At 60.3% G+C, this 14,277-nt stretch carries 12 protein-coding genes and 1 tRNA gene; 7 read left to right on the top strand and 6 right to left on the bottom strand.

Translation table 11 applies throughout. From position 1 onward, the window contains the following. Positions 1 to 92 precede the first annotated feature (92 nt). From NW822_RS05955 to NW822_RS05940, 4 genes are all read left to right on the top strand, one after another. Positions 93 to 524 carry a phytanoyl-CoA dioxygenase family protein gene (locus NW822_RS05955; RefSeq protein WP_414403835.1) on the top strand — a complete coding sequence of 144 codons (432 nt, stop codon included), beginning with the start codon at positions 93 to 95 and terminating at the stop codon, positions 522 to 524. Continuing rightward, positions 521 to 1,291 (top strand): TylF/MycF/NovP-related O-methyltransferase, encoded by a 771-nt coding sequence (locus NW822_RS05950; protein WP_414403834.1) that lies wholly within the window; start codon positions 521 to 523, stop codon positions 1,289 to 1,291. Before NW822_RS05955 ends, NW822_RS05950 begins: the two co-directional genes overlap by 4 nt. A 238-nt stretch (positions 1,292 to 1,529) precedes the next feature. Beyond that, on the top strand, positions 1,530 to 2,756 hold the full coding sequence (locus tag NW822_RS05945) for a class I SAM-dependent methyltransferase (RefSeq protein ID WP_414403833.1): 1,227 nt from the start codon (positions 1,530 to 1,532) through the stop codon (positions 2,754 to 2,756). A gap of 14 nt (positions 2,757 to 2,770) precedes the next feature. Next, positions 2,771 to 5,467 carry a tetratricopeptide repeat protein gene (locus NW822_RS05940; RefSeq protein WP_414403832.1) on the top strand — a complete coding sequence of 899 codons (2,697 nt, stop codon included), beginning with the start codon at positions 2,771 to 2,773 and terminating at the stop codon, positions 5,465 to 5,467. Between the two features lie 359 nt (positions 5,468 to 5,826). Here NW822_RS05940 and NW822_RS05935 read toward each other — a convergent pair. The 4 genes from NW822_RS05935 to NW822_RS05920 form a co-directional block, all read right to left on the bottom strand. Then, positions 5,827 to 5,897: transfer RNA gene (locus NW822_RS05935), tRNA-Gly, on the bottom strand. A gap of 105 nt (positions 5,898 to 6,002) precedes the next feature. After that, on the bottom strand, positions 6,003 to 6,437 hold the full coding sequence (locus tag NW822_RS05930) for a 2TM domain-containing protein (protein ID WP_414403831.1): 435 nt from the start codon (positions 6,435 to 6,437) through the stop codon (positions 6,003 to 6,005). Positions 6,438 to 6,532: 95 nt separating this feature from the next. Next, complete coding sequence (locus NW822_RS05925) at positions 6,533 to 7,093, bottom strand: SRPBCC family protein (protein ID WP_414362850.1); 561 nt, start codon at positions 7,091 to 7,093, stop codon at positions 6,533 to 6,535. Positions 7,094 to 7,188: 95 nt separating this feature from the next. Next, on the bottom strand, positions 7,189 to 7,434 hold the full coding sequence (locus NW822_RS05920) for a hypothetical protein (protein WP_414362848.1): 246 nt from the start codon (positions 7,432 to 7,434) through the stop codon (positions 7,189 to 7,191). Positions 7,435 to 7,768: 334 nt separating this feature from the next. Here NW822_RS05920 and lpxA point away from each other — a divergent pair, with 334 nt between their 5' ends. Together lpxA and lpxB are read left to right on the top strand one after the other, a co-directional pair. Continuing rightward, positions 7,769 to 8,701 carry an acyl-ACP--UDP-N-acetylglucosamine O-acyltransferase gene (lpxA, locus tag NW822_RS05915; protein ID WP_414403830.1) on the top strand — a complete coding sequence of 311 codons (933 nt, stop codon included), beginning with the start codon at positions 7,769 to 7,771 and terminating at the stop codon, positions 8,699 to 8,701. Next, positions 8,698 to 9,888 (top strand): lipid-A-disaccharide synthase, encoded by a 1,191-nt coding sequence (gene lpxB, locus NW822_RS05910; protein ID WP_414403829.1) that lies wholly within the window; start codon positions 8,698 to 8,700, stop codon positions 9,886 to 9,888. The genes lpxA and lpxB overlap by 4 nt, the downstream gene beginning before the upstream one ends. Before the next feature lie 2 nt (positions 9,889 to 9,890). On the opposite strand, the gene NW822_RS05905 is transcribed toward lpxB, so the two are convergent. Together NW822_RS05905 and NW822_RS05900 are read right to left on the bottom strand one after the other, a co-directional pair. After that, positions 9,891 to 10,952, bottom strand: coding sequence for a DUF1611 domain-containing protein (locus tag NW822_RS05905; protein ID WP_414403828.1), 1,062 nt, complete (start codon positions 10,950 to 10,952; stop codon positions 9,891 to 9,893). A 5-nt stretch (positions 10,953 to 10,957) separates the two neighbouring features. Beyond that, the gene (locus NW822_RS05900) at positions 10,958 to 12,010 is read right to left on the bottom strand and encodes a dipeptide epimerase (RefSeq protein WP_414403827.1); all 1,053 of its coding nucleotides are present in this window, start codon (positions 12,008 to 12,010) and stop codon (positions 10,958 to 10,960) included. Between the two features lie 164 nt (positions 12,011 to 12,174). Between NW822_RS05900 and NW822_RS05895 the strand changes: the two genes are divergently transcribed. Next, positions 12,175 to 14,232: a GspE/PulE family protein gene (locus NW822_RS05895; RefSeq protein ID WP_414403826.1), complete on the top strand. Its 2,058-nt coding sequence runs from the start codon at positions 12,175 to 12,177 to the stop codon at positions 14,230 to 14,232. Positions 14,233 to 14,277: the final 45 nt, after the last annotated feature.

The raw sequence follows: 14,277 nt of genomic DNA, 5'->3' as shown, positions 1-14,277 counted from the left end.
TTGCTCACTGGTTGGGTTAGAGAGGTACTGGGCAGCGAGCACATCGCCATCCATCCACGCCTGATCATGATCATAAGCATGCCCGGCCACGAATGGCATGTTGCCTACTGGCATCAGGATCGTTTCTACGGCCCATATCACGTAGTGGCCTACATTCCGTTACAGAATACCGGCGCTTTAATGGCGGGTTGGTGGTTGCACCTGGCGAGCACAAGCGGGGTCTGCTGCCTCACGCCTACGACGAGGCGCTGCGTGGAAAAAACAAGTGGATTACGCTTTTGCCAGAAGTCACCGCTTCCTTCAAAGAGCAGCGTCAGCTCGAACTAATGGCAGGTGACCTGGTTCTCCTCGACGGACTATTGCCGCATTCGGCCAACCTGAACCGCAGTGAAGACGTAAGGTTTGCGGTTTCGCTGCGCTATACCGATTTGACCGATCCTTTCTTCATTGAACGAGGCTGGCGCTGGGAAGATTTGGCAGAAGAAGGACGGAAAGCACTTGCAACCAAGGAGAATGCCCCATGAGCAGCACTAACCATCCCTTGAGCGGCATGATCCGCGAGTCATCCCATCAAAGCGAAGCCAATATCAGGTGTCTGGCAGAACTGGAGCGCTACTGGGCCGAGAGCCCCGGCAGCGCCAACATTAAATTGGAAAATTTTACCAAATACGTTACGCGGGAAAGCTTAACGAAATTCTTGGCACGCGCCGAGGTGTTCCAGAAGCAACTGCACGTTCACGGTTCAGTTGTGGAGATGGGGGTTGCCCGTGGCGCAAGCCTCATGACCTGGTATCACCTGAGCTCGATTTTCGAGCCAACCAATTATCTGCGCGAGATCATCGGCTTCGATACTTTCACGGGCTTTCCAGAATTGTCTGCAGCCGATCTGGCAGGTCAGCAGGTTTCCGAACATACCCGTCCCGGTGGTTTTGCCGTCGAAAGCGGCATGGCCAACGATATTCTGCGTGCCGCATCCATCCATGATTTGACCCGCTTTCTCGGACACATACCAAAACTGAAGCTAGTCGAGGGCGATCTGCGTGTTACACTGCCCAAGTATCTTGAAGACAACCCCCATTTGGTTGTCTCTTTGCTGCATCTTGATGTCGACCTCTACGAGCCAACAAAACTGGCCCTGGAATTGCTCGTGCCGCGCATGCCCAAGGGAGCAGTGATCTTGTTCGACGAGCTCAACCTGCGTCAGTTTCCAGGTGAGACGCTGGGCATCCGCAATCTCCGTCTGATCCGCTTCCCCTACGCGACGTCCATGTCATACGCCGTGCTGGAGTAAACTCCTCCACGGCCATAGCTTGCTTCCCTGAAGCAGTAGCCTGCAGAGGACAAGCCAACTACGGGCCTCTGGGCTGGTTGACAGCAGCTCCAGAGGGGGCAATCAGGTTGGCGGCGTTGGACTCCCCATCCCCTTCCCAAGGCCTTTCTTGGCCGCCTGGACTGGGGTGGGGGCTAGCTGACAGGTCAGGGTTTGTTGCATGGTAATAGTACGATAGCCTCAGCGCTGCATTTTTCTGATGACACCCCTTTACTCCGACCCCTGCCCGGCATGCGGCGAAGTAGCGGCCCACCCTTTTTTTGACGGCGGGATGGCGCCGCTTGCCATCCTAGGCTGGCCGCGCACTGAACATGAGGCGCGGTCAATGCCCCGTTATCGGCTTGACTTTGTCCAGTGCATTGCCTGTGGCCATGTCTGGAATCGCGCCTTCTGCTATGAGGATGTTCCCTACCCCAGCCAGTCCACCCTCATGTTCAACGCTGGGATCCTGTGGAACCAGCACCTGGCACAACTAGCTAATGAGGCGTTGACCTACCTGCCCCAGAACCCAACAGTGGTTGAGATTGGGTGCGGCTGTGGTCACTTTCTGCGCGCCTTGGCTGCGCGTCGGCAAGGACAGTACATCGGATTTGATCCCCACCAACCAGACGACTTCCCCCGCGACTTCCAGTTTGAGGCGCGGCTTTTTGAGCCGGTTGAGGATCTGCTGCGCCTTCAGCCAGATCTGGTGGTGATGCGCCACGTGCTGGAGCACTTTAGCCAACCAGCAGCTTTCCTGCAGCAGTTGGCGTGGGCTGCAAGTCAATGTGAGAAGACTGTCCGCTTGCTCGTTGAAGTACCTTGTATCGACCGGGTCTTCCATACAGGCCGATTGGTGGATTTTTACTACGAACACCCCCAGCAGTTCAGTACCGAGTCACTGCGCACCCTGTTACAGCGCGTGGGTGCCATTGTGAGCTTGTGGCATGCCTACGATGGGGAAGTGGTGCTGGCCATCGTGGAGCTCCGGCTGCCCCCCGATTGGCGGCTACGAGCAGAAGCAGCAGCTCAATTCCTGCAGCGCAGCCAAGCGGCCCGGCGCAGGATTGCGGCCCAGCTTCACGAGCTTGCCTGCAGTGGCCTGCGGGTTGCCATATGGGGAGGTACAGGGAAAGGGGCAGCCTTCATGCACCACTTTGGGGTTAGGGCCGAGCAGTTTCCCTTGGTCGTCGATTCGGATCCCAACAAGGTCGGCACTCATGTGCCCGGGGTGGGTCAGAGAATTGTGAGCCGAGAGGAACTGGTCAAGCAACCCCCAGACGTGGTCATCATTCCAACGCAATGGCGCGCTGCCGACATTGTGACAGAGATGGCCAGCCTTGGGATAGCGCCAAAGCAGGTTCTCATCGAGCACCAAGGGCAGTTGGTTGACTACTGGCACGCGACCCATCCCTATGCCCTGCCGGGAGGGAAAAAAAGCACTTGAGGAGTTTCCCTGCAATGTCAGAGTTGGACGACCTGCTGCAGCAAGCCCTCAACCATCACCAGCAGGGGCGCCTGGAGGAGGCGGAGCAGCTCTATCGAGCTGTCCTACGGTCTGTCCCCCGCCACCCAGAGGCGCACCACAAGCTGGGGCAGCTTACCCGCCAGCGGGGGCAGCCCCGAGCGGCCCTGCACCATTTGGTAACCGCCGTCAGCGCCAATCCAACGGTTGGTCAGTATTGGCTGTCCCTGGTTGAGGCGCTGATGGAGTGTGACGAATATGCGGAGGCCGAGTCGGTGCTTGCCGATGGGCACACCCTCGGACTCCTGGAAGAGGCAGTGGTTGTCGAGTGGAGCGCGCGGCTGGCCGCTGCCAAGCTGGCAGGAGAGGCCCCCTCCCCCAGCTCGGTGCCAGCGACTCGAACCCTTAGCGAGGAGGAGGTCAGCGAGCTGCAGGCAGCAAGTGACGCCTACAACTGTGGCAACCTGGCCCTTGCCTTGCAAAAAGCCCAGGAGGTGCTGGCCAGAAACCCCAGCTCTGCCCTAGCCTGGGCCCTTGTTGCCAATGTGCACTGGAATCAGGGGGAGTATGCTGCAGCAGAAGAGGCGGCTCGCCGCGCTCTGGACCTTGAGCCTGCAGAGCGCAACGCCCTGCTTGCCCTAGCGCTATCTCTGCAAGGGCAAGGGCGCTACGTGGAAAGCGAGGCGACCTTTCGCCAGGCGCTCCTAGCCTATCCAGAGGATGCTGAGATATACAGCAATTTTTCAGCTCTACTGCAGGAGATGGGCAAATGGTCGGAAGCGCAAGCGGCTGCCCTGCGGGCCATCGAGCTCCGGCCGACTTATGCTGACGCCTGGGTCAACTACGGGAGCGCGCTGCTGGGGGGCGGCGAAAGAACGCGGGCCAAGAACGCCTACCAAGCAGCACTGCAGTTCAATCCCCAACGGGTGGAAGCGCTCCTCTCGCTTGGGAGAATGGAGCTAGGGGAGCACAACTTTTCCCAGGCCCTGGATTACTACGACAAAGCCTTGGCCCTTCGCCCCGACTTCCCTGAGGGCTTGCTGGGCAAGGCAGAAGTCTACCTCAATTTAGAGCTCTTTCAGGAAGCAGAGAGCTTTGCCCGTCTTGCCCTTCGAAAAGATCCCCACCACTTTGCTGCCTATCTGGATCTAGCGCTTGCCTTGGCAGCTCAAGAAAGAGATGCAGAAGCAGAGGAAGTGCTGCAGGCCGCGCGCCAATGCAGGCCGCAACCCCCTAATGCTGCCGAGCAGATCCTTGCGGCGCAGATTCAGGGCCGGCTTTGGCTACCCCCCATCCTAGAGTCACAGGCCGCTATCGCCCACTGGCGGGCACGCTACCAGGAGGGTCTGCGGAGTTTGCTGGCCTTGCCTGGAACCCTGGAAGACCCGACCCAACTCTTGGGAACCTCCCTTTCCTTCTACCTCGCCTACCACAACGCCGACGACCGGCCACTCATGGAGATGCTCTGCCAGCTCTTTCGAGCCAAGGCGCCGCAGCTCAATTTTGAAGCGCCGCATGTTGCCCGTTGGCACTTCCCTGCTGGTCGGCGCATCCGCGTTGGCTTTTGCTCACAGTTTCTTGTCAACCACACCATCGGCAAGCTCTACCAGGGCCTTTTGCGTCAGCTTGACCGCTCGCGTTTTGAAGTTATCCTCATCTACCCACCGCAAGCCCGTCGCGACTCGGTGCGGGCTATGTTAGAGGCTGCTTGCGACCGAGTGGTGGTTCTCAGCGGCCCACTGCCCCAGTGGCAGGCGCAGGTTGCAGCCCTTGAGCTGGACGCCCTCTTCTATCCCGACATCGGCATGTCGATGGCGACCTACTTCCTGGCCTATGCGCGGCTTGCGCCGGTGCAGATGGTTAGCTACGGCCACCCGGATACCACTGGCCTCGATACAATCGATTACTTCCTGGGGGCCGATGCGCCAGTAGAGCCAGAAGGGGCGGAAGCGTACTACAGCGAGCGCTTGGTGCGCTTTGCCCGCTTGCCCTTCTTCTACTACCAACTTTTCAGCTTGCCGCGGCAAATTCCCCCACGCGCAGAACTGGGCCTGCCTGAGCGCGGCAGGCTCTACGGCTGCCCGCAATCGCTTTTTAAGTTTCACCCGGACTTCGACGCGGTGCTAGCAGCCATTGCTGAGGGCGATCCCGAGGGCCACATTGTCCTCATCGACAGCCGCGCCAAGACTTGGAACGACCAGCTCAGGGCCCGCTGGGCAAAGAGCGCTCCCATCCTCAACGAACGGGTCTGCTTCGTGCCGCGCCAGCCCCTTGCTCGCTTCATGGCGCTGGTGGCCCATTGTGACGTTCTGCTGGATCCTATCCATTTCGGCTCAGGCAACAGTTTCTACGAGCCCATGGCCTACGGCAAACCCGTTGTCACCTGGCCTGGGCGCTTTGCCCGTGCGCGTTTGGTGGCGGCAGCCTATGAGCAGATGGGGATTGCCCAGATAGCGCCCATTGCCCCATCCCTCGACGCCTATGCGGCTACAGCCCTTGCTTTTGGCCGCGACAAGGAGCGCTGTCTGGCTTTTGCCACCAAGGCCGTAGAAGCAGCCAAAGTGCACCTGTACCAAGACCTGCAGGTTGTGCGTCAGTTCGAGACCTTTCTCCTGGCGGCGCTGGAAGCGGCTGCCCGTGGAGAGAAGCTGCCCAGCGGTTTTCGGGTGCCACCCCCCGACCCTGGGAGCTGAGATCCTCAGGGGGTGCGGAGTTGCTGCCTCTGCTCGTGGGCAGAAAACAAGCTCCCCCGTATCCTTACCGAACCACCACCCGCTGCAGCGCCCGTCGCCCTACTGCCATGTCCGGCATCCCTATTGACGTGCGGTAGCGCCGGCCCTGCTACGTTTAAGTCAGACGCCGCCAACCCTTGTCTTGAGTCACGTAGACAACTTCCTTTGGCTCTCTCCTTGCGATCATTTTGCAATCACTCTACGCACCCAACTTACCCTCTTCTACCCCAAACTTGGCTTTACCCTCAACTGAGGTTTTAGGTCTGAAAGGGCTTATCTGGAGCCAGTTTTGCAGCTTAGTTCAGGATCTACCGGCTGGAAGCGGGCGGACGGAATCGAACCGACAACAGCAGTTTGGAAGACTGCGGTTTTACCATTAAACTACGCCCGCCCAGGTAGCTTATACTGCTAGCAAGCTATGCTAGCATCCCCTGGCGTCTTCCCTCAAGTCTTCCCTGCTTTGGCTCTAGGTCAGGATCCCGGTAGGGGAGAGGGTCTATGGTTTTCTCTGGCGTTTTCTCCGCCACTGCTGGAACTCTTTTTCGTAGCGTTCCCCCTCAGTCTGGTAGGTGTTCCAGCCCTTGAGGGCAACCGCCAGACCCCAGCCCATCAGGATAAACAGCGACCAAGACAGCCCTCCCCCAGAGAGCCAATCTAGGCTCACGAGGAAGCTGTTAACGATGGCATACCGCCCCAACAACTGGTAAAACTGCCGCTGGCGGTAGCGTTGAAACTCACGATGTTGGTTGGTCAGCTGTTGCCAGGCTCTCCATTCCCGCTCGGCCTCCTCCAGCTCTTGGGGGGAGATCCCCAGCTCGGCGGCCATTTCCTCCAGTTGGGAGCGGCTAAACTCCCCAAGGCGCCGCTGGCGAGCAATGGCCCGCTGGAGGATCTGCTGCACGTCCTCTTGGCTGTAGCGGGATCCCGACATTTGACTCCGGGGAACTTGATGACTCTTAGTTTAAGGCAGCCCAACTTGGCGGCGCCGCAAGTTGCCTTTCCTTTCGAGCCCAACCAATGGCCAACCTAGGGAGAGGATCCCCCTAGGCTTAGGCAGCGCTCCCGAATGGCCTGGAGGTTGCAGGCCAGATCGCGGCAGATGCGCCGTTCTACTAGGCCGACCGGCATGCGGCGCGGTGGCTGCACCTGCAGATGATAGGTCAGCAGGGTTTGCTGGTCTAGCCAGTCGGCCAGCTCCCAAAACCCCTCGAAGATGAGAAAGTCCCCTTCTACTTCTTGAAAGCGCAGTTGGTGGGGAAATACTTCCTCAATAGCTAGCACCACCGCTGCAGAAAACCGGGCAAACAGAACTTGCTGGGATCCCACCTGACGCACCAGTTTGCGGCCATTCTGGCTGCCGAGGAGGCGACTTTCCACCAAGTTGGGGATAAACTCCGCCAGGTGGTCGTAGTCCGTTAAAACTTGCCAGACCTGTCGTCGCTCTACCGGGATCAGGATGCGGCCTTGCACTCGGCGGCGGCGCCCCCCCAGGTCCTCCACCTCCACCTGGATGTCTGAGGGCTCCATTCCACTGAGGAGGACAGGAAGGGGGTGACCTTGGGGATCCTGTTCAAAGCTGGAAAGCATGGCAAGAAGATAGCCGACAGACCAACTGAGGAGCTGCTAGGCTAGCCCCGCAACAGGCTGAGCTCCCCTGGAGCATTGTATAGGGGATAACGCTCCTAGGAGAAAAGAGCCCGAAACCAACTTAGGATGACCTGCCAAACTTGGTCGAGGAGGGCAAAGGGATCCCGCAGCTCCTGCAGCACCTGGCGCGGGCCAATCCTAAAGACCACGTACAGCACGGCCAGGAGAACTACGATCCCCGCCGCTGTCCAGATGGCCTCCCGAACCACCCGCACCCAGAAAACCAGCATAAAAATGGCGATGGCTACAGCAGCAACCAGCGGCAGTGTCTCCAGGACCATCGCACCCTCCCCCTGAGCTTAGGTTTTGGTCTCTAACAAAGAGCAAAGCCGTCCTTCCAAGAGTACAATCGAGCCATGCAGCACCTGCAAGCAGCCGGGATGATCTGGAGAGTGCACCGCTACCATTGCCAACCCCACCGTGCTAGAGCTTGGAAGCAAGGATCGGCCGGGGGGGTGGCGGAACGGAGTCCTTGGCCAGAGGGCGGGGGAATTGCCGTGCCCAGCGCAAGAAGGAGGCGGGGAGATGCCAAAAACAGGCGGTTGAGGGATCTTATCCCCCAGAGCAAGCTAGAGACAGCTGGGAGTGTCGCCACAGTTGCTGGCTAGAGTGAAGATGAGTGTGTTAGCTTCAGCAGGATCCCCTCCCGACTTTGCAAGTGTGCCCCACCGCTCCCGTGAGCGGATTCACCCCACTGCCGTGATCCATCCAAAGGCTGAATTGCACGAGACAGTGCAGGTTGGCCCCTATGCAGTTATTGGTGAACATGTGCGCATTGGTGCCAACACGGTGGTGGGGGCCCACGTGGTCATCGACGGCTGGACGGAGATTGGGGAGGACAACCAGATTTTTCCGGGAGCGGTGCTGGGCACAGAGCCCCAGGATCTGAAGTACAACGGCGCACCCTCGCAGGTGGTTATTGGTAAAGGCAATCGCATTCGTGAGTTTGTTACCATTAACCGGGCCACCAACGAGGGGGAGGCGACGGTAATTGGCAACTACAACTTGTTAATGGCCTACGTCCATGTCGCCCACAACTGCGTCATTGAAAACCAGGTAGTAATCACCAACGCTGTCTCCCTGGCTGGCCACATTTACATTGAGTCCCAGGCGCGCATTGGCGGCATGGTCGGGATCCACCAGTTTACCCGGGTGGGGCGCCTGGCGATGGTGGGGGCCATGAGCCGGGTGGATCGCGATGTTCCGCCCTACATGTTGGTGGAGGGGCATCCCGCCCGCATCCGTGGCCTCAACTTGGTGGGGTTGCGGCGGACGAAGGGAATGGAGGGATCCCTGCCAGCTTTGCGCCAGGCCTACCGGTTGCTCTACCGCTCTGGATTGCCCCTGGAAAAGGCGCTGCAAACGCTGCGGGAGAGCCTGCGAACCGAGGACGGGCGGAGCATCTTCTCGCTGCAGGGAAAAGAACTGGTGGACGAGACGGGATCCCTGCTCCATCTGCTGCAATTTTTGGAAGATTCCCTTTCCCAACCCCAACGGCGCGGCCCTCTGCCGGCCTTGCGCCGCAGCAGAGAAGAGGACGACCTGTGAGCCATCTGTTTATCTGCACCGGAGAAGTCTCCGGGGATCTGCAGGCTGGCCATCTCATTCGCGAGCTGCTGCGCCAGCGTCCACACCTGCGCATCACGGCCGTTGGGGGAGAGGAAATGGCCGCTGCCGGAGCCCGGCTGCTGCACCGCACTACGGAGATGAGCTCCATCGGCATCCTGGAGGCCCTCCCCTTCGTCCTCCCTGCCCTGTGGACAGAGTGGAAGATCCGCCGCTTCCTGGCGCAGGACCCGCCGGATTTGGCCATCTTGGTGGACTACATCGGCGTCAACAGCCGCCTTGTCCCCCTGCTGCAGCGGTGGCGCATCCCTGCCGTTTACTACATTGCCCCCCAGGAATGGGTGTGGTCGCCCAACAGCCGCCTCACCTACCGCCTAGCTCAGCAGATACGGCTGATGGTGGCTATTTTCCCAGAAGAAGCCCGCTACTACGCCGCAGCAGGCGCCCAGGTTTGCTATGTGGGCCACCCCCTACTGGATATTTTGGCGAGGGTACCCGGTCGCGCTCAGGCCAGGGCTGAGCTAGGGATCCCTGAGGAGGCAACGGTGGTGGCGCTGCTGCCCGCCTCCCGTCGCCAGGAGCTGCGCTCCGTTCTGCCCATCCTGCTCCAGGCAGCGCGGCTGTTGCGGGCTCGTCTGCCTCAGGTGCGGTTTTGGGCGCCGCTGGCCTCGCCCCGTTTTGCCGCCCCGATTGCTCGGGCTGCCCGCCGCTATGAACTGGACGATCTCACCCTTGTCTTGCCTCGCCCTTCCCCGCCAAAGGCGCATCACCTGCTGTTGGCCGCCGCTGACCTGGTGCTGGCCAAGTCGGGCACCGTCAACTTGGAAGCGGCCATTTTGGGGATCCCGCAGGTGGTGATCTACCGCCTCAACCCCATTACCTTTTGGCTAGCCCGCCATTGGCTAAAGGTCTCGGTGCCCTTTATGTCTCCCCCCAACTTGGTGCTGATGCGCCCCATTGTGCCGGAACTGCTGCAGGAGGAGGCCCAGCCGGAGCGGGTTGCCCAACTGGCCTTGGAGCTGCTGACTCAGCCGGAGCGCCGCACCCAACTGCAGGCCGACTATGCTGCTATGCGGGCAGCGCTGGGGGAGCCGGGAGTTTTGGCCCGCGCCGCCAAGGCCATCCTGGAAGTGCTCGACAGCGAAACTCGCCCTAAGGGAGATCCCTGAGGCTAGCCTGTCGAGAGAATGGCATCCAAGAGGGGATCCGCCCCAAAGCGCACCACGTCGGTACAGGGCCGTCCGGTCTCCGCTTCCACCTGGCGGATCTGGGCCAGGGCGGCTTCTTCCTCCCAGCCAAAGGTATTGAGGGCCACCCCCACCACTGGTACGGGGGCAAAGGCACCGGCAGCTCTGGCCACTTGTTCGTACAGCTCGATGACCTTGGGCAGGGGAGGGATGGGTACGTAGTCCATCCCTTTGATGTGGGTCTGGCCAGCCCGGTGTACCAAGATCAAGTGGGTGGGCTGGGATCCCCGCAACAGGGGCAGGGTTGCTGTAGAGGCGGGGTTGAGCAGGGATCCCTGGCCTTCAATGTGCAGAATGTCATGGTCAAGGCCGTGGCGTAGCACCAGTTGCTCCACGGCACCGCTGGCGTAGTCCACCCGCACCGCATCTAGGGGCACCCCATCGCCACTGATGAGGATCCCGGTCTGCCCGGTAGCGAGAAAGCGGGAGCGCAGGCCGCGCTTCAGGCTGGCCCGGTGCAGTTCCAGGCTGGTGGACATTTTGCCCACGCCCATATCCGTGCCCACCGTCAGCACCCGTCGACAGGGGAGGGAGCGGGCTAGGCCTTTCCCTACCCCAAGACCAGGAGGTTCGCGGCGAATGTCCCAGATCCAGGCTCCCGGCTGCAGCCACTGCCGCAATTGGGGATCCTCGGCCAGAGGCGTGTGGAGACCATTCACTAGAGATAGACCGGCCTGCAGGGCTTGGTAGAGCTCCTCCCGCCACTCCGGCGGCAACTGTCCACCAGAAGGGGCAATCCCAATCACCAGCACCTCGGGGTTGTACACCAGGGCCTCTTGCACCGAGGCTACGATGGGAATGTCCTTGGCAATGCCAGTCAGTTGCGCCAGGGATCCCCCTGCCTGCTCTCGGTCAATGACGGCTACCACCGGAAAGGGCCCGTAGCGCAGCAGCCCCAGCCCCGTTTTGCCGTGCTCCCCCACCAGGCCGCCGTGGAGCAGGATAGCCATGCGAGTGTGACTGGAGAGGGATCCCACTTCCTCCATGGTACCTACTCCCGCAACTCCACCCCCAGGCCCGGTCGGTCGGTGGGGATGAGACAGCCCTCCTGCAGCAGGGCTCCGGAAAAGGGATCGTCGACAAGATTGAGGTGGCTATCTAAGTCCACATAATCCGCCAGCGGTGCCAAGTGGGCCGTTGCCGTGTTGCCCAGAGCGGTGTTGCTGTAGCAGCCTAGCATCACCTGGAGCCCATGGGATCTGGCGGTGTGGATCATGCGCCAGGCTTCGCTGAGGCCGCCGCACTTCATCAGCTTGATGTTAATGCCGTGCACGCGATCCGCCAGGGCAGGAATATCGCGGCTGTCGAAACAACTCTCATCCACAAAGATGGGCAGCTTCGACTCGTGCCACAGGGTGATCAGCTTTGCCTCCTGTCCCCTCTCCAGGGGCTGCTCCAGGTAGCTCACCCCCTGCCCTGCCAGCCAATTGCTCATGCTCAGGCTCTGCTCCAGCGTCCAAGCCCCATTGGCGTCCACCGTCAGCAGGGATCCCAGCGGGATCACCTCCTGTACAGCAATTAGCTGGTTTTGATCGGCCAGTAGGCCCAGTTCGCTGCCCAGCTTGATCTTAAAGGCCCGCGCCTGCTGGGTTTGTTCCATCCAGGCCAAAGCCCGCTGGCGCGCCTCCTGAGGGGTAGAAATGCCAATGGTTAGGGTTGTAGGGGGGATGCGGGAGCGATCCAGCCCCCACAGCTGCCACAGGGGCATCCCCAGCCGCTTGCCCATCCAGTCGTGTAGGGCCATGTCCACCGCCGCCCGTGCCGCCGAGGGGATCCCGGCCCGCAGCAGTTCTGCCTCAATGGCTTGTCGCTCCCAGGGGGAGTGGCGGCGTAGGAGCCCTTTGGCTACCTCCAAACCCATCAAGATATCCTCCAAAGATTGGTGGTAGTCCTCGCTCACTGAGAAGGGGCAAGCCTCTCCCCACCCCTCGATCCCTTCCTCCTCAATCCGCACCCAGGCCAAAGTGGCCTCTGTGTGAGTGCCGCGGCTGAGGGTGAGGGCATAGCGCTTGTGAACCGTGAAAGATTCAACGTAGAGCCGCATGGGCGATTTCCAAACACGCTGGGCCAACTCGGTCCCTTTGAGGTTTTCCCTGCCTCCCTAGTCAGGCTGTGGAGGGCAGGCGTAGCTCTGCGGGTCTTTACCGTTGTTCCTAGAGGTTAACTGCAGCCATTATCATATGAGCACAGCTTAGGTGGTCCGGTAGCATGAACGACCTCCCTCTTCCTCTAACCCGTCGCAGCGCCGCTAGTAAAGCCCTGGCCATTGCCAATACCAGCATCACCCCCTTTGGCCGCAAATTAAAGGAGCTGGGTTTTGCCGACGACAAGCAAATCCAGGACATTCAAAATGCCCTCAAAGCCAATCGCGAAGGCGGCAGCAAGGCCTTAGCATTGGCAGTCAAAAATATTGTTGGCAGAGAGCTCCCTCCCGACCTGGCGCGGGTCTACAAGCGGCAGCAGCTCTTTGAGCTGAAAATTATCTACGGGATCCCCTCCCTCGACACCGATCTGGAACAGGTGGATCTCGCGGAGATGGGTGAGCTCATCGACTCGCTCTTGCCCCTTGATATTTGCAACCGCTACAAGTTCTTGCCCATCCGCCGCCAAGACAACCAAGTGCTGGTGGCAATGGTTAAGCCCGACAACCTGCAGGCTATAGACGACATCCAGCAGCGTTTCCGCGTCCGAGGACTGAAGCTGCAGCGGCGGGTTTTTACCCTACAGGACTTTGAGGTCCTCATCAACCGCTACATGGATACCCAAGCGGAGCTGCTGGCCCTCAAGGGGATCGCCGACGCGGCTGCTGCCCCAGAGGAAGAAGAAGAGGTGGTGGTCAATACCGCCGAGATCGACCTGGACAGCATCGAGGATGTGGCCGGGGATGAGGTCGGCGAGGCATCCCTGGAGCAGCAGCTCAAGTCGGCAGACGATGCCCCGATCGTCAAACTCGCCAACCAGATCCTGGTCAAGGCCCTGCAGGACGGGGCGTCGGACATCCACATCGAGCCGCAGGAAGAATACCTGCGCATCCGCTTCCGCAAAGATGGGGTGCTGCGGCAGGCTTTTGAGAACCTTCCCAAAAAGATTGTCCCCGCCCTTACCGCCCGTTTCAAAATCATGTCCAACCTCAACATTGCTGAGCGGCGCTTGCCCCAGGACGGGCGGATTCGGCGGGTCTTTAAAGGGCGCAAGGTAGACTTTCGCGTTAGCACTCTGCCCTCCCGCTATGGGGAGAAGATCGTGCTGCGGATTCTGGACAACTCCGCCACCCAGCTCGGCCTGGACAAGCTGATCACCGACCCAGAAACCCTGGCTAGCTTCAAGGAGGTTGTCAGGCGACCCTTTGGTTTGATCTTAGTAACCGGGCCAACGGGATCGGGGAAAACCACTACCCTCTACTCGGCCCTGGCAGAGCTCAACGATCCCGGCATCAACATCAGCACTGCCGAGGATCCCATCGAATACTCCCTGCCTGGGATCACCCAGGTGCAGGTCCTCCGGGAGAAGGGCATGGACTTTGCCATGATCCTGCGCGCCTTTCTGCGGCAAGACCCGGATGTCATCCTGGTGGGGGAGACCCGCGACCACGAGACGGCCAAAACTGCCATCGAAGCCTCCCTCACGGGTCACCTGGTGCTGACTACCCTCCACACCAATGATGCCGCTGGCGCCATTGCCCGACTGACAGAGATGGGGATCGAGCCGTTCATGATCTCCAGCTCGCTGCTGGGGGTGCTGGCCCAGCGTCTGCTGCGTCGGGTCTGTACTGAGTGTCGGATCCCGTATCACCCCACCCCCGAGGAATTGGCCCGCTATGGCCTCGACCTCAGTGGCGACAGCGAGCAGGTGACCTTCTACAAAGCCAACAAGCTCTCCCCCAAAGAGGTGGAGCAGCGCAAGGCCACCGGCAAGCCTATTTGTGAGAAGTGTGGGGGGGTGGGCTACAAGGGACGCGTGGGAGTGTACGAGTTCATGCGCATGAACGATCGCCTGGCCGAGTTGATTAACAAAGGGGCCCCCACCGAGGTGATTAAGGAAGCAGCTGTCGAAAGCGGCATGAAGACGCTCCTGGCCTATAGTTTGATGCTGGTGAGGCAGGGCCTGACTACGTTGGAGGAGGTCGATCGGGTTATCCTCACCGACAAGGGCTTGGAAACTGAGCTGAAGGCTCGTGCCAAGGCCCTTAGCACCTGCCGCAACTGCGGCGCTGCCCTGCGGGTGGAGTGGATGGATTGTCCCTACTGCCTGACGCCGAAGTTTTAGTTTAGCCTTGCTTTAACAGAGCAAACCCACTCACACCATTGGAGA

Origin of the sequence: Synechococcus sp. H70.2, from assembly GCF_047462275.1 — a bacterium.
Classification (GTDB): domain Bacteria; phylum Cyanobacteriota; class Cyanobacteriia; order Thermostichales; family Thermostichaceae; genus Thermostichus.
The sequence above is the reverse complement of the archived record's forward strand: the minus strand, read 5'-3'. Positions and strand labels throughout refer to the sequence as shown.

Excerpts from the sequence above, each read along its gene's own strand:
- NW822_RS05940 (WP_414403832.1), top strand. The coding sequence starts at position 2,771 with ATGTCAGAGTTGGACGACCTGCTGCAGCAAGCCCTCAACCATCACCAG.
- lpxA (WP_414403830.1), top strand. The coding sequence starts at position 7,769 with ATGAGTGTGTTAGCTTCAGCAGGATCCCCTCCCGACTTTGCAAGTGTG.
- NW822_RS05945 (WP_414403833.1), top strand. The coding sequence starts at position 1,530 with ATGACACCCCTTTACTCCGACCCCTGCCCGGCATGCGGCGAAGTAGCG.
- NW822_RS05900 (WP_414403827.1), bottom strand. The coding sequence starts at position 12,010 with ATGCGGCTCTACGTTGAATCTTTCACGGTTCACAAGCGCTATGCCCTC.
- NW822_RS05895 (WP_414403826.1), top strand. The coding sequence starts at position 12,175 with ATGAACGACCTCCCTCTTCCTCTAACCCGTCGCAGCGCCGCTAGTAAA.
- NW822_RS05920 (WP_414362848.1), bottom strand. The coding sequence starts at position 7,434 with ATGGTCCTGGAGACACTGCCGCTGGTTGCTGCTGTAGCCATCGCCATT.
- NW822_RS05955 (WP_414403835.1), top strand. The coding sequence starts at position 93 with ATGGCATGTTGCCTACTGGCATCAGGATCGTTTCTACGGCCCATATCA.
- NW822_RS05905 (WP_414403828.1), bottom strand. The coding sequence starts at position 10,952 with ATGGAGGAAGTGGGATCCCTCTCCAGTCACACTCGCATGGCTATCCTG.
- NW822_RS05925 (WP_414362850.1), bottom strand. The coding sequence starts at position 7,093 with ATGCTTTCCAGCTTTGAACAGGATCCCCAAGGTCACCCCCTTCCTGTC.
- NW822_RS05930 (WP_414403831.1), bottom strand. The coding sequence starts at position 6,437 with ATGTCGGGATCCCGCTACAGCCAAGAGGACGTGCAGCAGATCCTCCAG.
- NW822_RS05950 (WP_414403834.1), top strand. The coding sequence starts at position 521 with ATGAGCAGCACTAACCATCCCTTGAGCGGCATGATCCGCGAGTCATCC.